This window comes from Pseudocitrobacter sp. 73, assembly GCF_008369545.1.
GTDB lineage: Bacteria > Pseudomonadota > Gammaproteobacteria > Enterobacterales > Enterobacteriaceae > Pseudocitrobacter > Pseudocitrobacter vendiensis.
In genome coordinates, this window is the sequence record NZ_VTZO01000016.1 from 171,936 (window position 1) to 189,768 (window position 17,833).

Consider the following 17,833-nt stretch of genomic DNA (forward strand, 5'->3'; position numbering starts at 1 on the left):
TATGGAACACATTACGATCTCTTTGCCTGCCAGCCGCACTGTAAGCGGCAAAGCACTGGCGGGCGTTGTGGGCTCCGGGGATATGGAGGTGTTATTCACCGCCGACCAGGAGAAAACCCTGACGATTGATATCACCACCTCGGTGGACAACAGCCGCGCCCGCTGGGAAGCGCTGTTCAACCGCCTGAGCCTTGTGAGCGAACTGCCCTCCGGCAAGATGGTTGTCCACGATTTTGGCGCAACCCCTGGCGTGGCTCGCATTCGTATCGAACAGGTCTTTGAGGAGGTGAGCTATGCGTGATGACCGCAGTTTTATCGAATTAAAAGCACGTCAGCGTGCGCACGCGCTGCTGGATGACGGCAGCTACCGCGAACTACTGGACCCGTTTGAAGGCATCGTTTCTCCGTGGCTTGGGCCGCAGGGCATCGTGCCGCAGGCCGATGACGGCATGGTTGTCGCCAAAGGTACCATCAACGGTCAACCTGCCGTGGTTGTGGCGATTGAAGGCGCGTTCCAGGGCGGTAGCATGGGTGAAGTTTCCGGCGCAAAAATGGCGGCGGCGCTTGAACTGGCGGCGGAAGATAACCGTAAGGGTATCCCGACGCAGGCGGTACTTTGCCTCGAAACCGGTGGCGTGCGCTTACAGGAAGCGAATCTCGGTCTGGCGGCGATTGCCGATATCCATGCCGCGATTGTTGACCTGCGCCGTTATACCCCGGTAGTGGGAATTGTTGCCGGTACCGTGGGTTGCTTCGGCGGGATGTCTATCGCGGCCGCGCTGTGCAGCTATCTGATTGTCACCCGCGAAGCGCGTCTTGGTCTGAACGGCCCGCAGGTTATCGAACAGGAAGCCGGGATTGCCGAATATGACTCCCGCGATCGTCCGTTTATCTGGAGCATGACCGGTGGCGAAGTGCGTTATCAAAGCGGTCTGGTCGATGCGCTGGTGGGTGACGGCGTTAACGCGGTGAAAGCGGCGATGAACGACGCGATTGCCAAAGGCGTACCGGCGAAACATCGCACCGATAACTACGACTGGTATCTGGATCGCCTGACGAATTTCGACACCCGCAAACAGGCTGATTCTGAACAGATTAACGCGCTTTTTGCCCGGGAGGTGAAATGATGAGTAACTCAGTAAGCCGTGGGGCATTGTGGCTGGAAAAACTGGCCCCGAACGCACAACGCGTACAAGGTCTTTGCCCGTCAGTCCAGGCGGCTGATGGCGAAATCAACGGGGAAGCAGTGCGTTTTGTGGCTGTTGTTCCCGATGCCAATAACCATTTCCCTCGCGCCGCAAAAGGTGAAGTTGGCCTGCTCGAAGGCTGGACGCTGGCGAAAGTGGTGAGCGAAACCGTCGCCGCCGATGCCGATAAAGCCGTTAAACGCCCGATTATCGCGGTGATTGATGTGCCGAGTCAGGCCTATGGCCGTCGTGAAGAAGCGTTCGGTATTCACCAGGCGCTGGCCGGTGCTGCCGGGGCGTATGCCAATGCGCGTCTGGCCGGTCACCCGGTGATTGGTTTGATTGTTGGTAAAGCGATGTCCGGCGCGTTTCTGGCGCACGGTTATCAGGCCAACCAACTGATTGCCTTCAACGATTCCGGCGTGTTGATCCACGCGATGGGCAAAGAGTCTGCCGCGCGTATCACCCTGCGTACCGTTGACGCGCTGGAAAAACTGGCGGCGACCATTCCGCCGATGGCGTATGACATCAGCAACTACGCCACGCTGGGCTTGCTGGCGAAACTGCTGGATATCAGCAACCCGGATGCCCCAACCGATAACGATCTGACGCAGGTGAACAGCACGCTGCAACAGGCCATCAAAGACGCTCGTCAGGATACCTCGCTGAAAAATCGCCTGGGTTCTGACAACCGCCGCAGCTCGGCGCACGTACGCGAACGTATGCGCGCCAGCTGGTAAGTAAAAAGAGACCTGCCAGAGTCAACCCCGTGGGCACAGCTGCTGCGCCCACCGGGAGTCTGCACTCTGAAAATAATAACCATCGCGTCAGTGACTTTTCTTTTTAACTACAGGTGATTTATGACTTACGTAATTATTCATGCCCTGGCACCGATTTTCGTGATCATGCTACTGGGATTCTGGGCAGGTAAGGCCAAAATGGTCGATAACAAGAATGTTTCCCTGCTTAATATTTTTGTCATGGATTTCGCACTGCCTGCCGCGCTGTTCAGCGCAACCGTACAAACTCCATGGGCCGGGATTGTCGCTCAGTCGCCGCTGATTGTGGTGCTGACGCTGGCGATGTGGATTATCTACGCGGCTATCTACTTCCTGGCCGTGAAAGTCTTTAATAAATCGCCGCAGGATGCCGCCGTGCTGACGCTGACCGTCGCACTGCCAAACTATGCCGCGCTTGGCCTGCCGATTCTGGGCAGCGTACTGGGTGAAACTCCGGCAACTTCGCTTTCTGTTGCGGTCTCTATCGCCTGTGGTTCCGTGCTGATGACGCCGTTCTGCCTGCTGATTCTGGAACGTGAAAAAGCGCGTGCCGAAGGTGGCAACAGTGGAAGTTCACTCTCTATGCTGCCAGTGCTGATGTGGCGCTCGCTGAAAAAACCGATCGTCATGGGCCCGCTGCTGGGAGTGATTCTCTCCGCAATCGGCATCAAAATGCCGGAAATGCTGCTGGCATCGATTAAACCGCTGGGCCTGTCGGCAACCGCTGCGGCACTGTTCCTGACCGGGGTGATCCTCTCTGCGCGTAAACTGCAAATCAACACCATGGTTGTCAGCGCGACCATCGCCAAACTGCTGATTCAGCCGTTCATCGCATGGGGTATCGTACTGGCGTTCGGCCTGCAGGGCTCTGTCGCCATCACCGCTATTCTGATGATTGCGCTCTCTGCCGGTTTCTTCGGCGTGGTATTCGGTAACCGTTTCGGCGTGCAATCGCCGGATGCGGAAGCGGTGCTGCTGCTGAGCTCGGTTCTGTGTATCCTGTCGCTGCCGCTGTTTATCTCGCTGACTTCAGGAATCTAAGTTATGACCACGACATTACGCCCACATGACCTTATCTGGCTCATTTCCCGCGATGCGCTGGAATCGGTAACAGAAGATTGGGTAGACGGTATCTGGCATACCGGTCTGCCGGTGGTGGTACGGCGTGATGTCGATGCGCAGGGGCGCATCCCGGTTGGGGTGCGCGGAATGAAGCGCGACCAGCGTGCGGCTGGCTGGGCGAACCCGGATGCTGTGGTTCGAGTGTGCTCGCCTGAATCGCTGGTCAACCCCCTCGAATTACTCCGTTCTCCGTTTATTTCACAGCCTCCCGTTCAACTGGCACTAATGCTGGCCCAGCAAGACTGGCCGTGGACGTGGGGCGTAACGGGCAGCACCGGTTATGCACTGGCGACGGGGATCCCGGTGATCCACTCTGAAAGCGATCTGGATTTGTTGATCCGCGCGCCTGAGCCGTTAACGCGCGAGGCGCTGCAACGCTGGCAGCAGCAACTCACCGGCACGCTGTGTCGCGCCGATACCCAGGTGGAAACGCCGGAAGGCGCGTTTGCGCTGGCGGAGTGGCTGCGCGATGGCAAAGCATTGCTGAAAACCAGCCAGGGGCCGCGACGGGTTCGCTCCCCCTGGAGCAGGGAGGAATAATGAAAATTCTGTTTACCTTTCCCGGTCAGGGCACGCAACACCCCGACATGCTGCAAAACCTGCCCGGTGATGAACTGACGCAGGCCCGCGAGGTGCTGGGCGACGAGGCACTGACGCTGGACACGCCAGAAGCGCTGAAACATACGCGCGCGGTACAGCTGTCGCTACTGATTGCGGGAGTTGCCTGGGCGCGGGAACTGGAGCGACGAGGTGTGCCGCCGGATATCGTTAGCGGTTTGTCGATTGGCGCGTATCCTGCCGCCGTGGTGGCAGGGGCGCTCGATTTCCGCGATGCGCTGAAGCTGGTGGCGCTGCGTGGCGATCTGATGGAGCAGGCGTATCCTCACGGCTACGGTTTAACGGCGATTATGGGGCTCACCCTGAACCAGGTTGAGCCGCTGCTGGAAGGTACGGGAACGTACATCGCCAACCTGAATGCGGAAACCCAGACGGTGATTGCCGGCCCGGATGAAGGCATGGCTATCGTAGCAAAACGCGCGATGGCGAAAGGCGCGACGAAAGCGCCGAGACTGGCGGTGAGCGTACCGTCGCACTGTGAACTGTTGGCGCAACCGGCGCAGAAGCTGGTGCAGGCATTTAACGGCGTGACGCTGACGCGTCCGCGTTATGCGTATCTGAGTGGCAGTACCGGGCGCGTCTTATGGCAGCCAGAACGCATCGCCGATGATTTGGCGATGAATATGGCGCGCACCGTGCGCTGGCAGGAAGCGGTGATTTCCGCCAATGAACGCGAAGCGCGGCTGGCGATTGAGATGCCGCCGGGCGGCATTTTGACCTGTTTAACGCGTCAGGCGGCGTGGGAAGGCGAGTCGATTTCGCTGGAGCGTAGCGGCGTGGATGTTGCGGTGCATCTGGCGCAGCGGCTGCGGTGAGTTGCCCGGTGGCGCTGCGCTTACCGGGCCTACAAGAATGTGGGATGTTTTTTGTAGGCCGGATAAGGCGTAGCCGCCATCCGGCAACGGCTCAGGCGTTCTCGTCCAGGCTCCGCGCGTACATCCGTCCTTCGGCGGCGAGTGCGCGGAGGTTCGGGTCCTGCTCGCGGTTGCGGCTGAATACAATCGCGATGAGCTGCTGCATCTGGTACGGCTGCGAAAGCTTCAGCAACTGTACCGAATTCTCATACACCTTCTTCATGCGCCCTGGCATCAGGGTAAATCCTACACCTGCCTGTACCAGACTCAACATCGAGAAAATATCATTCACCCTTGTCACGATCTCCGGTTCAAACCCGGCGATGTGAAACGCTTCCTGAAACCCCGCGTAGGTGGCAAACCCTTCCGCCAGTGAGACAAATTTCTGGTCGCGATAATCACGCAGGTCGGCAAGCGCGTCGGGCTTCAGCGAAGCGGAGGCGGGCGCGGCGAGGAAGATGTCGTCGTGGAACAGTGGCAGCACTTCCATGTTGTTGCGGTCGATATCACTCTCAGAAATAGAGATGATGATCGCATCCAGCGTGCCGTCTTCCAGCATATGCAGCAGGGTATCGTTGGAGCCCATAGTGAGGTCAAGCTCCAGATCCGGACGCCGCAGTTTCATACCCATAATCAGGCGCGGCACGGTTTCCAGCGTCAATGAATAGAGCGTACCGACGCGCAGACGCCCCTGACCGACACCCGCTGTTTTACGCGCTTCTTCCAGCCCGCGCGCCATCAGTTGAGTGACTTCCTGACAATACTCCAGCAGCGTCCAGGCCGCCGGAAGCGCGACCAGGTTGCGGCCTTTATGGATGAACAACGGACAACGGACGTTCTCTTCCAGCGTGTGCAGCGCGCGATGCACGCTCACGCCGCTGAGCTCCAGCGCCTCGGCGGTACGGGCGATATTGCCTTTCTCCATAAAGGTCATGAAGATCGCCAGCTTGCGGAAGGTGATGTCGTTGGTCGTTACCGGGTTCATGGTGTGTCGCCTTTATTCGCTTTGCAGCATGGCTTCCAGTTGTTCCTGCGCATCCAGCCAGGCCATTTCAGCCTCTTCCAGCCCCGCTTTTGCCTGCGCCTGCTGTTGCAAACATTCAGTCAGTTCCGCTTTGCGGCTTTGATCGTAAAGTTCGCTGTCGCCCAGTTTTTCTTCCGCACTGGCAAGCTTCGCGTTGAGCTTCTCCATCTCTTTTTCCAGACGGGCAATCTCTTTGCGCAGCGGCTGTGTGAGCGTGCGTAATTCTGCTTCGCGACGCTTCTGATCTTTACGCGCTTGCGCGCTGTTGACGTTATCTTTAGGGGCGTCGTCCGCCTGCGCTTCCTGTTTCTGCGAATCGCTTAGCCACTTTTGATAATCCTCCAGATCGCCATCGAACGGTTCGACTTTGCCATCGTGAACCAGATAGAGGTCATCGGTGGTGGAGCGCAGCAGGTGACGGTCGTGCGAGACGACAACCAGCGCGCCTTCAAACTCAATGAGTGCTTCGGTCAAAGCCTGACGCATATCGAGGTCAAGGTGGTTAGTCGGTTCATCGAGCAGCAGCAGGTTCGGGCGTTGCCAGACGATTAACGCCAGCACCAGACGCGCTTTTTCACCGCCGGAGAAACGCCCGGTCGGTTCGCTGACTTTATCGCCCTGGAAACCGAAGCCGCCGAGGTAATCTCGCAGCTTCTGTTCTAATTCCTGCGGCGCTAAGCGCGCGAGATGTTGAATCGGTGACTCATCGGCACGCAGGAACTCCAGTTGATGCTGAGCGAAGTAGCCGAGCTTGATGCCTTTCGCCAGGCCAATCTCGCCGCTTATCGGGCTAAGTTCACCGGCCAGCATTTTAATCAGCGTCGATTTACCCGCGCCGTTGCGCCCGAGCAGGCCGATGCGCGAGCCGGGTACCAGATTCAGTTTAATCGAGTCGAGAATAATGCGATCGCCGTAGCCTGCGCTGACTTTCTCCATTTTAAGGAGCGGGCTTGGCAGGCTTTCCGGCGCGCGGAAGCTGAAGTGGAACGGGTTATCGACGTGCGCCGGGGCGATAAGCTCCATACGTTCCAGCATTTTCACGCGGCTCTGCGCCTGTTTGGCTTTGCTGGCTTTGGCTTTGAAGCGGTCGATAAAGCTTTGCAGGTGCGCCACGCGCTGCTGCTGGCTTTCGTAGGTCGCCTGCTGCTGGGCCAGACGCGTCGCGCGTTGACGTTCGAAAGAGCTGTAGTTGCCGGTGTATTCGAACATCGCCTGCTGTTCGATATGAATAATTTTGTCGACGATCGGATCGAGGAAGTCGCGGTCGTGCGAAATCAGGATCAGCGTGCCCTGATAGCTCTTCAGCCATTTCTCCAGCCAGATAACCGCGTCGAGATCGAGGTGGTTTGTCGGTTCATCGAGCAGCAGTAAATCGGAACGGCAAATCAGCGCCTGCGCCAGGTTTAAACGCATCCGCCAGCCACCGGAGAAATCGCTCACCGAACGTTCAAGCTGCTCGTTACTGAAGCCCAAACCGTGTAGCAGGCTGGACGCGCGTGCGCGGATGGTCCATGCGTCAATCGCGTCCAGTTTGCCATGAACGGTGGCGATGGCATGGCCGTCGTTACGCTCATTGGCGGCATTCAGTTGCGCTTCAAGCTGGCGATATTCACGGTCGCCGTCAATAACATACTCCAGCGCAGGCTCCGCCAGGGCAGGCGTTTCCTGATTCACCCAGGCCAGTTGCCAGTTGCCGGGGAAGGTAAAGCTACCGCCATCGGCGCTTAACTCGTTCTTCAATAACGCCAGCAGCGTGGATTTGCCGCAGCCGTTTTTCCCCACCAGGCCGACTTTCTGCCCTGGGTTAATGGTGGCTGTTGCGTTGTCCAGCAGGACGCGCACGCCGCGTCGAATTTGTAACGAGGAGAAAACAATCATAAGGCGCCGTATGTTCTGGGTATGTTAAATTGTCATTGTGATAATGTAATGTGGTGAGCGAATCGCCACACCGGGCCGCAATGGTAGCCCAAAATGATGACGATACACAAAATCATTCCTGCTGCGCGTGCGCCCGGAAATGATAAACGGAGGGGAATGATGTCGCAGACGCCGAAAGTATTGCTGCTGTATGCCCATCCGGAATCACAGGACTCGGTGGCGAACCGGGTTTTGCTCAAGCCTGCCACGCAGTTGAGCAACGTGACCGTGCATGACTTGTACGCAAACTATCCTGATTTTTTTATTGATATCCCGCGTGAACAGGCGCTGCTGCGCGAGCACGAGGTGATTGTGTTTCAACATCCGCTTTATACCTACAGTTGCCCGGCATTGCTGAAAGAGTGGCTGGATCGCGTGTTAAGCCGTGGTTTTGCCAGCGGGGTGGGGGGCAACCAACTGGCGGGAAAGTACTGGCGTAGCGTCATTACCACTGGCGAGCCGGAAAGTGCTTACCGTTATGACGCGCTGAACCGCTATCCCATGAGCGATATTTTACGTCCCTTTGAGCTGACGGCGGCGATGTGCCGCATGCACTGGATGAACCCGATGATTATCTACTGGGCGCGCCGTCAATCGCCGGAAGAGCTGGCAAGTCACGCGAAAGCGTACGGTGAGTGGCTGGCCTCGCCGATTGCGCCGGGAGGCCGCTGATGGAAGGTTCCGATTTGTTACTGGCCGGCGTGCTGTTTCTGTTTGCCGCCGTAGTGGCGGTGCCGCTTGCCGCTCGTTTGGGCATTGGCGCGGTACTGGGCTACCTGCTGGCGGGGATTGCTATCGGCCCATGGGGGCTGGGATTTATCAGCGACGTTGATGAGATACTTCATTTTTCGGAGCTGGGCGTCGTCTTTCTGATGTTCATCATTGGGCTTGAACTGAATCCGGCCAAACTCTGGCAACTGCGGCGACCTATTTTCGGTATCGGCGCGGCACAGGTTATTTTCAGCGCGCTTATCCTCGGTGGCCTGCTGATGCTGACGGATTTTTCCTGGCAGACAGCGGTGATTGGCGGGATTGGCCTGGCGATGTCATCAACGGCGATGGCGCTGCAATTAATGCGCGAGAAGGGCATGAACCGCAGCGAATCGGGGCAACTCGGATTTTCGGTGCTGCTGTTTCAGGATTTAGCGGTTATTCCCGCGTTAGCACTGGTGCCGCTGCTGGCGGGGTCTGGCGACGATCACGTCGACTGGATGGCTGTCGGCATGAAAGTGCTGGTATTTGGTGGCGTGTTGATTGGCGGGCGTTACCTGCTGCGTCCGGTGTTCCGGTTTATCGCCGCCTCCGGCGTGCGCGAAGTGTTTACGGCGGCGACGCTGCTGCTGGTGTTGGGTTCCGCGCTGTTTATGGATGCGCTGGGACTTTCAATGGCGCTTGGGACGTTTATTGCCGGGGTGCTGCTGGCGGAAAGTGAATATCGTCACGAACTGGAAACAGCTATCGAGCCCTTTAAAGGCCTGCTGCTGGGGCTGTTCTTTATTTCCGTCGGCATGGCGCTGAATCTTGGCGTGCTCTACACCCATATTCTGTGGGGGGTGGGCAGCGTGGTGGTGCTGGTGGCGGTGAAAACGCTGGTGCTGTACGTGCTGGCGCGGCTGCATGGCTTGCGTAGCTCTGAGAGGATGCAGTTTGCTGGCGTACTCAGTCAGGGCGGTGAGTTTGCGTTTGTGCTCTTTTCCGCCGCATCGAGCGTGAAGCTCTTTAAAGGCGACCAGATGGCGCTGCTGTTGGTGACCGTAACCCTGTCGATGATGACGACGCCGCTGCTGATGAAAGCCATCGACCGCGTGCTGTCGCGCCGCTTTAACGGCCCGGAAGAAGAAGAGGAAGCGCCGTGGGTGGAAGATGATAAGCCACAGGTGATCGTGGTCGGCTTTGGCCGTTTTGGTCAGGTGATTGGTCGTTTGCTGATGGCGAACAAGCTGCGCATTACCGTGCTGGAACGGGATATCAGTGCGGTCAATCTGATGCGTAAATATGGTTATAAGGTTTACTACGGTGATGCGACGCAGGTTGAGTTGCTGCGTTCCGCCGGGGCGGAGCAGGCACAGTCAATTGTCATCACCTGTAACGATCCGGAAGACACCATGAAGCTGGTGGAAATCTGCCAACAGCACTTTCCGCACCTCAATATTATGGCGCGTGCCCGGGGACGTGTGGAAGCGCACGAACTGCTGCAGGCGGGCGTGTTACAGTTTTCACGTGAGACCTTTTCAAGCGCGCTGGAACTGGGGCGAAAGGCGCTTATTTCTACGGGAATGCATCCTCATCAGGCACAGCGGGCGCAACTGCACTTCCGCCGGCTCGATATGCGGATGCTGCGCGAGCTGATGCCTGTGCACAGCGATACGCAACAGATTTCGCGCGTGCGGGAAGCGCGGCGCGAGCTGGAAGAGATCTTCCAGCGCGAGATGCAACAGGAGCGACGTCAGCTGGATGGCTGGGATGAATTTGAATAAAAGGTGAAGTATGGCGGTACGTAAACGGTTTATCGCGGGCGCGAAATGCCCGGCGTGTCAGGCGCAGGATTCCATGGCCATGTGGCGCGAAAATAATGTTGATATTGTTGAATGCGTTAAGTGTGGTCATCAGATGCGGGAAGCAGATGAAGAAGCCCGCGAGCATGTTCGCAAAGATGAGCAAGTGATTGGCATTTTTCATCCCGACTAGCGTTATCGCTCGCCTTTTTTTAAGCTAAGGGGTACACGAGTGCAGAATTCCGCTACAATCTGCGCCACTATTCTTCCCTTGCTCAGGAGATATCATGAAAGTAGCAAAAGACCTGGTGGTCAGCCTGGCCTATCAGGTACGTACAGAAGACGGTGTGTTGGTTGATGAGTCTCCGGTAAGTGCGCCGCTGGACTACCTGCATGGTCACGGTTCCCTGATCTCTGGCCTGGAAACAGCGCTGGAAGGTCACGAAGTTGGCGATAAATTCGATGTGGCTGTTGGCGCGAACGACGCTTACGGTCAGTATGACGAAAACCTGGTGCAGCGCGTTCCTAAAGACGTGTTCATGGGCGTTGACGAACTGCAGGTTGGCATGCGCTTCCTGGCAGAAACTGACCAGGGCCCGGTTCCGGTTGAAATCACCGAAGTCGAAGACGATCACGTTGTGGTTGATGGTAACCACATGCTGGCGGGTCAGAATCTGAAATTTAACGTGGAAGTTGTGGCTATCCGTGAAGCAACCGAAGAAGAACTGGCTCATGGCCACGTTCACGGTGCGAACGGCCACGACCACGATCACGATCATGACCACGATGGTTGCTGCGGCGGCCACGGTCACGACCATGGTCATGAACACGGTAAAGGCGGTTGTGGTAACGGCGGTTGCGGTTGCCATTAATTCAGCCTTCGCCGGAGGACGGCGTTGCGTTACCCGGCCTACATAAGATTATCTTGTAGGCCGGATAAGCGAAGCGCCATCCGGCAACAAAAAAGCGGGAATAATCCCGCTTTTTTTACGTCTCAATAGTGAGGCGGTGGCGTCTCTTCTGACTGGGACGCGAGATTAGACGGTTGACTGGCCTTCAGTTTCTCCGTCAGTAACCGCAGATGATCGCGCAGTTTCGCCATTTCCAGCTCATGCTGGGTGACCGTTTGGTTAAGATCTTCAATGGTGATCTCCTGAAACGCCAGGCGGCTTTCAAGTTCTTCCATCCGCGCTTCAATACTCATTTCTTGCATCATTAACCTCTTAACTGTGAGTTCCGGCGTGCTTCCCGGTGCCGCGGATTCTACTTAACTTTCGGCTCTCACGCAGCATTCCTTCGTCAACGGGGAAACTAATTTAAACAAAAATAGTCTGAAAAGTGTCGAGAATCAGGAGCGTTCGTATGTAGATTTGTTCTGCAAGGCTATATAGTACGCTTCTCACTTAGTAAATCTTGGGGCGAGAGGCCCCGGCCCTGGAGAGATGGATGAAATCACTGTTTAAAGTAACGCTTCTGGCAACCACGATGGCCGTTGCACTGAATGCGCCGCTGGCGTTTGCCGCTGACTCTGCGAAAACCGCAGCAGCCGCAGAAAGCAAATCCGCTTTTAAAAACGACGACCAGAAATCCGCTTATGCACTGGGTGCTTCGCTGGGTCGTTACATGGAAAACTCCCTGAAAGAACAGGAAAAACTGGGCATCAAACTGGATAAAGATCAGCTGATCGCCGGTGTTCAGGACGCATTTGCTGATAAGAGCAAACTGTCCGATCAGGAAATCGAGCAAACCCTGCAGGCTTTTGAAGCGCGCGTGAAGTCTTCCGCTCAGGCGAAGATGGAGAAAGACGCCGCGGATAACGAAGCGAAAGGTAAAGAGTACCGCGCGAAATTCGCCAAAGAGAAAGATGTGAAAACCTCTTCTACTGGCCTGCTGTACAAAGTAGAGAAAGCGGGTACCGGTAGCGCACCGACCGATAGCGACACCGTGGTAGTAAACTACAAAGGCACGCTGATCGATGGTAAAGAGTTCGATAACTCTTACACTCGTGGTGAGCCGCTCTCCTTCCGTCTTGATGGCGTGATTCCAGGCTGGACTGAAGGCCTGAAAAACATCAAGAAAGGCGGCAAAATCAAGCTGGTTATCCCACCGGATCTGGCTTACGGTAAAACCGGCGTTCCGGGTATCCCGGCTAACTCCACCCTGGTCTTCGACGTTGAACTGTTAGACGTTAAGCCAGCACCAAAAGCGGACGCGAAAGCTGACGCTGCGCCAGCTGAGAAAGCTGCAACCGCAGACAAAAAATAAGAGTCTGATAGCCGCCGCCCATTGGGCGGCGGCTTTTTATTACCTGCCTGATATAATTAATACTGGAAAGCGCCAGGTGCGCGTATTACTTTAGATCCCCCTATTAGTGATGAGCCTGCCCTGACAACATAACGACAGGCTCCTGAAAAGGAGTGCTTTTTTACATGTCCAGGTCGCTTTTAACCAACGAAACCAGTGAACTTGATTTACTGGATCAACGTCCTTTCGATAAAACCGATTTCGAGATCCTGAAGTCCTACGAAGCGGTCGTGGACGGGTTAGCGATGCTCATTGGTTCCCATTGTGAAATTGTGCTGCATTCTTTGCAGGACCTGAAGTGCTCGGCTATTCGAATCGCTAACGGCGAACATACCGGACGGAAAATCGGCTCGCCGATTACCGACCTGGCCCTGCGCATGCTGCACGATATGACCGGCGCAGATAGCAGCGTTTCCAAATGCTATTTTACTCGTGCCAAAAGTGGCGTGCTGATGAAGTCCGTGACCATCGCGATCCGCAATCGCGAACAACGTGTCATTGGGCTGCTGTGCATCAACATGAACCTTGATGTGCCTTTCTCACAAATCATGAACACCTTTATTCCGCCGGAAACGCCGGAAGTGAATTCGCAGGTTAACTTTGCCTCTTCGGTTGAAGACCTGGTCACCCAGACGCTGGAGTTCACGATTGAAGAGGTGAATGCCGATCGTAACGTTTCCAATAACGCTAAAAATCGCCAGATCGTGCTCAACCTTTACGAGAAAGGCATCTTTGATATCAAGGATGCGATTAATCAGGTGGCCGACCGCCTGAACATCTCCAAACACACGGTGTATCTCTACATTCGCCAGTTCAAAAGCGGCGACTTTGTGGGGCAAGATAAGTAATGCGTTTTGCCATCATGGTGACCGGCCCGGCCTACGGGACGCAACACGCCAGCAGCGCGCTGCAGTTTGCGCAGGCGGTGCTGAGCGAAGGTCACGAGCTTGCCTGCGTGTTCTTTTATCGCGAGGGCGTCTACAACGCCAATCAGCTTACCGCGCCTGCCAGCGATGAGTTCGACGTGGTGCGCGGCTGGCAGCAGCTGCATGATGAACAAGGCGTCGAGTTGCATATTTGTGTGGCGGCGGCGCTGCGTCGTGGTGTTACGGATGAAACCGAAGCGAAAAATCTGTCGCTGCCAGGTTTTAATCTTCAGCCAGGGTTTTCTCTGAGCGGGTTGGGTGCGTTGGCGCAAGCCGCGTTGACCTGCGATCGCATGGTGCAGTTCTGATGAAACGTGTCGCTTTTGTTTTTTCGACGGCACCGCACGGGAGCGCCTCCGGGCGTGAAGGGCTCGATGCCCTGCTGGCCGCATCCGCGTTAAGTGACGATCTCGGCGTATTTTTTATCGGTGACGGGGTGTTTCAGCTGTTGAGCGATCAAAAGCCGTCAGCGGTGCTGGCGCGCGATTACATCGCCACCTTTAAGCTGATGCCACTCTACGATATTGAGAACGTCTGGCTGTGCGCGGCGTCGCTGCGTGAGCGCGGCTTAAGTGCGGCCACGGCCTTTGTCACAGACGTTGAGTTGCTGGAGCCTGATGCGCTTCGTCAGCAGCTTGATGGCTATGATGTGATTCTTCACTTCTGAGGCATCTATGCTGCATACCCTAAGTACTTCTCCCTGGCATACGGACATCACCGCGCTACTGCGCGTGGTGAAAGAGGGGGATGACCTGCTGCTTCGCTCTGATGGCGTGGTGGCGGCAATTGAAGGCAGCCGCTTTCTTGATATTCTCCGTTCTGCCCCCATATCCCTACACGTGCTGAATGAAGATGTTGAAGCGCGTGGGCTGTGCGGTCAAATTTCGAACAGTGTCGTCAGGGTTGGCTATACTGACTTCGTCAGGCTGGCGGTAAAACATGCGTCTCAGATGGCCTGGTAGATGCCAGGTTGTTGTATATTTCTTGACACCTTTTCGACACCGCCCTAAAATTCTGCGTCCTCATATTATATGAGGCGATTTATTACGTGTTTACGAAGCAAAAGCTAAAACCAGGAGCTATTTAATGGCAACAGTTAACCAGCTGGTTCGCAAACCACGTGCTCGCAAAGTTGCAAAAAGCAACGTGCCGGCACTGGAAGCCTGCCCGCAGAAACGTGGCGTATGTACTCGTGTATATACTACCACTCCTAAAAAACCGAACTCCGCACTGCGTAAAGTTTGCCGTGTTCGTCTGACTAACGGTTTTGAAGTAACCTCCTACATCGGTGGTGAAGGTCATAACCTGCAGGAGCACTCCGTGATCCTGATCCGTGGCGGTCGTGTAAAAGACCTTCCGGGTGTTCGTTACCACACCGTTCGTGGTGCGCTTGACTGCTCCGGCGTTAAAGACCGTAAGCAAGCTCGCTCCAAGTATGGCGTGAAGCGTCCTAAGGCTTAATGGTTCTCCGTTAAGTAAGGCCAAACGTTTTAAATTAATGTCAAACTAAACTCTTTGAGTTTTGGACAATCCTGAATTAACAACGGAGTATTTCCATGCCACGTCGTCGCGTCATTGGTCAGCGTAAAATCCTGCCGGATCCTAAGTTCGGATCAGAACTGCTGGCTAAATTTGTCAACATCCTGATGGTAGATGGTAAAAAATCTACTGCAGAAACTATCGTATACAGCGCGCTGGAGACCCTGGCTCAGCGCTCTGGTAAAAATGAACTGGAAGCTTTCGAAGTAGCTCTCGAAAACGTGCGCCCGACTGTCGAAGTTAAGTCTCGCCGCGTTGGTGGTTCTACTTATCAGGTACCAGTTGAAGTCCGTCCGGTCCGTCGTAATGCTCTGGCAATGCGTTGGATCGTTGAAGCTGCTCGTAAACGCGGTGATAAATCCATGGCTCTGCGCCTGGCGAACGAACTCACTGATGCTGCAGATAACAAAGGTACTGCAGTTAAGAAACGTGAAGACGTTCACCGTATGGCCGAAGCCAACAAGGCGTTCGCACACTACCGTTGGTAATCCCTTCGGAGTATTAGTCACCAGGCGGGCGCTTCAGCGAAGCAGCCCGCTTTGGGTTACTTAACTGAACGCCTAAAAAGATAAACGAGGAATCAAATGGCTCGTACAACACCCATCGCACGCTACCGTAACATCGGTATCAGTGCGCACATCGACGCCGGTAAAACCACTACTACCGAACGTATTCTGTTCTACACCGGTGTAAACCACAAAATCGGTGAAGTTCACGACGGCGCGGCTACCATGGACTGGATGGAGCAGGAGCAGGAACGTGGTATTACCATCACTTCCGCAGCGACTACTGCATTCTGGTCTGGTATGGCTAAGCAGTATGAACCGCATCGCGTAAACATCATCGACACCCCGGGGCACGTTGACTTCACTATCGAAGTAGAACGTTCCATGCGTGTTCTTGATGGTGCGGTAATGGTTTACTGCGCAGTTGGTGGTGTTCAGCCACAGTCTGAAACCGTATGGCGTCAGGCTAACAAATATAAAGTTCCACGCATTGCGTTCGTTAACAAAATGGACCGCATGGGTGCAAACTTCCTGAAAGTTGTTGGTCAGATCAAAACCCGTCTGGGCGCGAACCCGGTTCCGCTGCAGCTGGCAATTGGTGCTGAAGAACATTTCACCGGTGTTGTTGACCTGGTGAAAATGAAAGCCATCAACTGGAACGAAGAAGACGCAGGTGTAACCTTCACCTACGAAGATATCCCGGCAGATATGCAGGAACTGGCTGACGAATGGCACCAGAACCTGCTGGAATCCGCTGCGGAAGCTTCTGAAGAGCTGATGGAGAAATACCTGGGTGGTGAAGAACTGACTGAAGCAGAAATCAAAGGTGCTCTGCGTCAGCGCGTTCTGAACAACGAAATCATCCTGGTAACCTGTGGTTCTGCGTTCAAGAACAAAGGTGTTCAGGCGATGCTGGATGCGGTAATTGATTACCTGCCATCCCCAATCGATGTTCCGGCGATCAACGGTATCCTGGACGACGGTAAAGACACGCCGGCTGAGCGTCACGCAAGTGATGACGAGCCGTTCGCTGCACTGGCGTTCAAAATCGCTACCGACCCGTTTGTTGGTAACCTGACCTTCTTCCGTGTGTACTCCGGTGTGGTTAACTCTGGTGATACCGTACTGAACTCCGTGAAAGCTGCACGTGAGCGTTTCGGTCGTATCGTTCAGATGCACGCTAACAAACGTGAAGAGATCAAAGAAGTTCGCGCGGGCGATATCGCTGCTGCAATCGGTCTGAAAGACGTAACCACTGGTGACACTCTGTGTGATCAAGATGCGCCGATCATTCTGGAACGTATGGAATTCCCTGAGCCGGTAATCTCCATCGCAGTAGAACCGAAAACCAAAGCTGACCAGGAAAAAATGGGTCTGGCTCTGGGTCGTCTGGCTAAAGAAGACCCGTCATTCCGCGTATGGACTGACGAAGAATCTAACCAGACCATCATCGCTGGTATGGGTGAGCTGCACCTCGACATCATCGTTGACCGTATGAAGCGTGAATTCAACGTTGAAGCGAACGTCGGTAAACCTCAGGTTGCTTACCGCGAAGCGATTCGCGCGAAAGTTACCGATATCGAAGGTAAACACGCGAAACAGTCTGGTGGTCGCGGTCAGTATGGTCACGTCGTTATCGACATGTACCCGCTGGAGCCGGGCTCTAACCCGAAAGGTTACGAGTTCATCAACGACATTAAAGGTGGTGTAATTCCTGGCGAATACATCCCGGCCGTTGATAAAGGCATCCAGGAACAGCTGAAGTCTGGTCCGCTGGCTGGTTATCCGGTTGTAGACATGGGTATTCGTCTGCACTTCGGTTCTTACCACGACGTTGACTCCTCTGAACTGGCGTTTAAACTGGCTGCTTCTATCGCCTTTAAAGAAGGCTTTAAGAAAGCAAAACCTGTTCTGCTTGAGCCTATCATGAAGGTTGAAGTAGAAACTCCGGAAGAGAACACTGGTGATGTTATCGGTGACTTGAGCCGTCGTCGCGGTATGCTGCGCGGTCAGGAATCTGAAGTAACTGGCGTTAAGATCCACGCTGAAGTTCCGCTGTCTGAAATGTTCGGATATGCAACTCAGCTGCGTTCTCTGACCAAAGGTCGTGCATCATACACCATGGAATTCCTGAAGTATGATGATGCGCCGAACAACGTTGCTCAGGCCGTAATCGAAGCCCGTGGTAAATAATCCCCGGGGTTAAAACCTAAGTCCCGTGCTCTCTCCTGAAGGGGAGAGCACTATAGTAAGGAATATAGCCGTGTCTAAAGAAAAATTTGAACGTACAAAACCGCACGTCAACGTTGGTACTATCGGCCACGTCGACCACGGTAAAACTACTCTGACCGCTGCAATCACCACCGTACTGGCTAAAACCTACGGCGGTGCTGCTCGTGCTTTCGACCAGATCGATAACGCACCGGAAGAAAAAGCTCGTGGTATCACCATCAACACTTCTCACGTTGAATATGACACCCCGACTCGCCACTACGCGCACGTAGACTGCCCGGGCCACGCCGACTATGTTAAAAACATGATCACCGGTGCTGCGCAGATGGA

At 55.1% G+C, this 17,833-nt stretch carries 22 protein-coding genes; 19 read left to right on the forward strand and 3 right to left on the reverse strand.

Annotation, left to right across the window (positions count from 1 at the left end):
- Window position 1 precedes the first annotated feature (1 nt).
- The 6 genes from mdcC (at window position 2) to mdcH (ending at window position 4,521) form a co-directional block, all read left to right on the forward strand.
- Window positions 2–301: a malonate decarboxylase acyl carrier protein gene (gene mdcC / locus F0Q32_RS18095; RefSeq protein WP_149464175.1), complete on the forward strand. Its 300-nt coding sequence runs from the start codon at window positions 2–4 to the stop codon at window positions 299–301.
- Window positions 294–1,127, forward strand: coding sequence for a biotin-independent malonate decarboxylase subunit beta (locus F0Q32_RS18100; RefSeq protein WP_149464176.1), 834 nt, complete (start codon window positions 294–296; stop codon window positions 1,125–1,127). The genes mdcC and F0Q32_RS18100 overlap by 8 nt, the downstream gene beginning before the upstream one ends.
- Window positions 1,127–1,927 (forward strand): biotin-independent malonate decarboxylase subunit gamma, encoded by an 801-nt coding sequence (gene mdcE / locus F0Q32_RS18105; protein ID WP_149464192.1) that lies wholly within the window; start codon window positions 1,127–1,129, stop codon window positions 1,925–1,927. The genes F0Q32_RS18100 and mdcE overlap by 1 nt, the downstream gene beginning before the upstream one ends.
- A gap of 120 nt (window positions 1,928–2,047) precedes the next feature.
- A complete protein-coding gene (locus F0Q32_RS18110) occupies window positions 2,048–3,007 on the forward strand; it encodes an AEC family transporter (protein ID WP_149464177.1) in 960 nt (319 codons plus the stop codon).
- Window positions 3,008–3,010: 3 nt separating this feature from the next.
- Window positions 3,011–3,628 (forward strand): malonate decarboxylase holo-ACP synthase, encoded by a 618-nt coding sequence (locus F0Q32_RS18115; RefSeq protein WP_149464178.1) that lies wholly within the window; start codon window positions 3,011–3,013, stop codon window positions 3,626–3,628.
- A complete protein-coding gene (gene mdcH, locus F0Q32_RS18120; protein WP_149464179.1) occupies window positions 3,628–4,521 on the forward strand; it encodes a malonate decarboxylase subunit epsilon in 894 nt (297 codons plus the stop codon). Before F0Q32_RS18115 ends, mdcH begins: the two co-directional genes overlap by 1 nt.
- A 91-nt stretch (window positions 4,522–4,612) precedes the next feature.
- On the opposite strand, the gene F0Q32_RS18125 is transcribed toward mdcH, so the two are convergent.
- A complete protein-coding gene (locus F0Q32_RS18125) occupies window positions 4,613–5,545 on the reverse strand; it encodes a LysR family transcriptional regulator (protein ID WP_149464180.1) in 933 nt (310 codons plus the stop codon).
- Between the two features lie 12 nt (window positions 5,546–5,557).
- Window positions 5,558–7,462 (reverse strand): ABC transporter ATP-binding protein, encoded by a 1,905-nt coding sequence (locus F0Q32_RS18130; protein WP_149464181.1) that lies wholly within the window; start codon window positions 7,460–7,462, stop codon window positions 5,558–5,560.
- A 159-nt stretch (window positions 7,463–7,621) separates the two neighbouring features.
- On the opposite strand from F0Q32_RS18130, the gene kefG reads away from it, so the two are divergent.
- From kefG to slyD, 4 genes are all read left to right on the forward strand, one after another.
- Window positions 7,622–8,173 carry a glutathione-regulated potassium-efflux system ancillary protein KefG gene (gene kefG / locus F0Q32_RS18135; RefSeq protein WP_015962724.1) on the forward strand — a complete coding sequence of 184 codons (552 nt, stop codon included), beginning with the start codon at window positions 7,622–7,624 and terminating at the stop codon, window positions 8,171–8,173.
- Entirely contained in the window at window positions 8,173–9,978 is a 1,806-nt protein-coding gene (kefB, locus tag F0Q32_RS18140) for a glutathione-regulated potassium-efflux system protein KefB (RefSeq protein WP_149464182.1), read from the forward strand. The genes kefG and kefB overlap by 1 nt, the downstream gene beginning before the upstream one ends.
- 10 nt (window positions 9,979–9,988) lie before the next feature.
- Window positions 9,989–10,189, forward strand: coding sequence for a YheV family putative zinc ribbon protein (locus F0Q32_RS18145; RefSeq protein WP_149464183.1), 201 nt, complete (start codon window positions 9,989–9,991; stop codon window positions 10,187–10,189).
- A 94-nt stretch (window positions 10,190–10,283) separates the two neighbouring features.
- Window positions 10,284–10,868, forward strand: coding sequence for a peptidylprolyl isomerase (gene slyD, locus F0Q32_RS18150; protein WP_113858451.1), 585 nt, complete (start codon window positions 10,284–10,286; stop codon window positions 10,866–10,868).
- A gap of 122 nt (window positions 10,869–10,990) precedes the next feature.
- Here the strand turns inward: slyD and F0Q32_RS18155 are convergent, their stop codons facing one another.
- Window positions 10,991–11,209 carry a protein SlyX gene (locus F0Q32_RS18155; protein ID WP_149464193.1) on the reverse strand — a complete coding sequence of 73 codons (219 nt, stop codon included), beginning with the start codon at window positions 11,207–11,209 and terminating at the stop codon, window positions 10,991–10,993.
- A gap of 233 nt (window positions 11,210–11,442) precedes the next feature.
- Between F0Q32_RS18155 and fkpA the strand changes: the two genes are divergently transcribed.
- The 9 genes from fkpA to F0Q32_RS18200 form a co-directional block, all read left to right on the forward strand.
- A complete protein-coding gene (gene fkpA / locus F0Q32_RS18160; RefSeq protein WP_108476640.1) occupies window positions 11,443–12,261 on the forward strand; it encodes an FKBP-type peptidyl-prolyl cis-trans isomerase in 819 nt (272 codons plus the stop codon).
- Between the two features lie 164 nt (window positions 12,262–12,425).
- On the forward strand, window positions 12,426–13,148 hold the full coding sequence (locus F0Q32_RS18165; protein WP_015962730.1) for a transcriptional regulator: 723 nt from the start codon (window positions 12,426–12,428) through the stop codon (window positions 13,146–13,148).
- Window positions 13,148–13,534 (forward strand): sulfurtransferase complex subunit TusD, encoded by a 387-nt coding sequence (gene tusD, locus F0Q32_RS18170; protein ID WP_149464184.1) that lies wholly within the window; start codon window positions 13,148–13,150, stop codon window positions 13,532–13,534. The genes F0Q32_RS18165 and tusD overlap by 1 nt, the downstream gene beginning before the upstream one ends.
- Window positions 13,534–13,893: a sulfurtransferase complex subunit TusC gene (tusC, locus tag F0Q32_RS18175; RefSeq protein ID WP_149464185.1), complete on the forward strand. Its 360-nt coding sequence runs from the start codon at window positions 13,534–13,536 to the stop codon at window positions 13,891–13,893. The genes tusD and tusC overlap by 1 nt, the downstream gene beginning before the upstream one ends.
- A 7-nt stretch (window positions 13,894–13,900) precedes the next feature.
- On the forward strand, window positions 13,901–14,188 hold the full coding sequence (gene tusB / locus F0Q32_RS18180; RefSeq protein WP_149464186.1) for a sulfurtransferase complex subunit TusB: 288 nt from the start codon (window positions 13,901–13,903) through the stop codon (window positions 14,186–14,188).
- Window positions 14,189–14,312: 124 nt separating this feature from the next.
- Window positions 14,313–14,687: a 30S ribosomal protein S12 gene (rpsL, locus tag F0Q32_RS18185; RefSeq protein WP_000246815.1), complete on the forward strand. Its 375-nt coding sequence runs from the start codon at window positions 14,313–14,315 to the stop codon at window positions 14,685–14,687.
- A gap of 95 nt (window positions 14,688–14,782) precedes the next feature.
- Window positions 14,783–15,253: a 30S ribosomal protein S7 gene (gene rpsG, locus F0Q32_RS18190; RefSeq protein WP_006817513.1), complete on the forward strand. Its 471-nt coding sequence runs from the start codon at window positions 14,783–14,785 to the stop codon at window positions 15,251–15,253.
- Window positions 15,254–15,349: 96 nt separating this feature from the next.
- The gene (gene fusA, locus F0Q32_RS18195; RefSeq protein WP_149464187.1) at window positions 15,350–17,464 is read left to right on the forward strand and encodes an elongation factor G; all 2,115 of its coding nucleotides are present in this window, start codon (window positions 15,350–15,352) and stop codon (window positions 17,462–17,464) included.
- 70 nt (window positions 17,465–17,534) lie between these two features.
- A partial coding sequence (locus F0Q32_RS18200; RefSeq protein WP_000031686.1) for a GTP-binding protein occupies window positions 17,535–17,833 on the forward strand: 299 nt, incomplete at its 3' end.

Excerpts from the sequence above, each read along its gene's own strand:
- mdcC (WP_149464175.1), top strand. The coding sequence starts at position 2 with ATGGAACACATTACGATCTCTTTGCCTGCCAGCCGCACTGTAAGCGGC.
- F0Q32_RS18130 (WP_149464181.1), bottom strand. The coding sequence starts at position 7,462 with ATGATTGTTTTCTCCTCGTTACAAATTCGACGCGGCGTGCGCGTCCTG.
- F0Q32_RS18165 (WP_015962730.1), top strand. The coding sequence starts at position 12,426 with ATGTCCAGGTCGCTTTTAACCAACGAAACCAGTGAACTTGATTTACTG.
- fusA (WP_149464187.1), top strand. The coding sequence starts at position 15,350 with ATGGCTCGTACAACACCCATCGCACGCTACCGTAACATCGGTATCAGT.
- F0Q32_RS18100 (WP_149464176.1), top strand. The coding sequence starts at position 294 with ATGCGTGATGACCGCAGTTTTATCGAATTAAAAGCACGTCAGCGTGCG.
- F0Q32_RS18155 (WP_149464193.1), bottom strand. The coding sequence starts at position 11,209 with ATGCAAGAAATGAGTATTGAAGCGCGGATGGAAGAACTTGAAAGCCGC.
- rpsL (WP_000246815.1), top strand. The coding sequence starts at position 14,313 with ATGGCAACAGTTAACCAGCTGGTTCGCAAACCACGTGCTCGCAAAGTT.
- mdcH (WP_149464179.1), top strand. The coding sequence starts at position 3,628 with ATGAAAATTCTGTTTACCTTTCCCGGTCAGGGCACGCAACACCCCGAC.
- kefG (WP_015962724.1), top strand. The coding sequence starts at position 7,622 with ATGTCGCAGACGCCGAAAGTATTGCTGCTGTATGCCCATCCGGAATCA.
- tusC (WP_149464185.1), top strand. The coding sequence starts at position 13,534 with ATGAAACGTGTCGCTTTTGTTTTTTCGACGGCACCGCACGGGAGCGCC.
- F0Q32_RS18115 (WP_149464178.1), top strand. The coding sequence starts at position 3,011 with ATGACCACGACATTACGCCCACATGACCTTATCTGGCTCATTTCCCGC.
- mdcE (WP_149464192.1), top strand. The coding sequence starts at position 1,127 with ATGAGTAACTCAGTAAGCCGTGGGGCATTGTGGCTGGAAAAACTGGCC.
- rpsG (WP_006817513.1), top strand. The coding sequence starts at position 14,783 with ATGCCACGTCGTCGCGTCATTGGTCAGCGTAAAATCCTGCCGGATCCT.
- fkpA (WP_108476640.1), top strand. The coding sequence starts at position 11,443 with ATGAAATCACTGTTTAAAGTAACGCTTCTGGCAACCACGATGGCCGTT.
- tusD (WP_149464184.1), top strand. The coding sequence starts at position 13,148 with ATGCGTTTTGCCATCATGGTGACCGGCCCGGCCTACGGGACGCAACAC.
- F0Q32_RS18145 (WP_149464183.1), top strand. The coding sequence starts at position 9,989 with ATGGCGGTACGTAAACGGTTTATCGCGGGCGCGAAATGCCCGGCGTGT.
- F0Q32_RS18125 (WP_149464180.1), bottom strand. The coding sequence starts at position 5,545 with ATGAACCCGGTAACGACCAACGACATCACCTTCCGCAAGCTGGCGATC.
- F0Q32_RS18110 (WP_149464177.1), top strand. The coding sequence starts at position 2,048 with ATGACTTACGTAATTATTCATGCCCTGGCACCGATTTTCGTGATCATG.
- kefB (WP_149464182.1), top strand. The coding sequence starts at position 8,173 with ATGGAAGGTTCCGATTTGTTACTGGCCGGCGTGCTGTTTCTGTTTGCC.
- tusB (WP_149464186.1), top strand. The coding sequence starts at position 13,901 with ATGCTGCATACCCTAAGTACTTCTCCCTGGCATACGGACATCACCGCG.
- slyD (WP_113858451.1), top strand. The coding sequence starts at position 10,284 with ATGAAAGTAGCAAAAGACCTGGTGGTCAGCCTGGCCTATCAGGTACGT.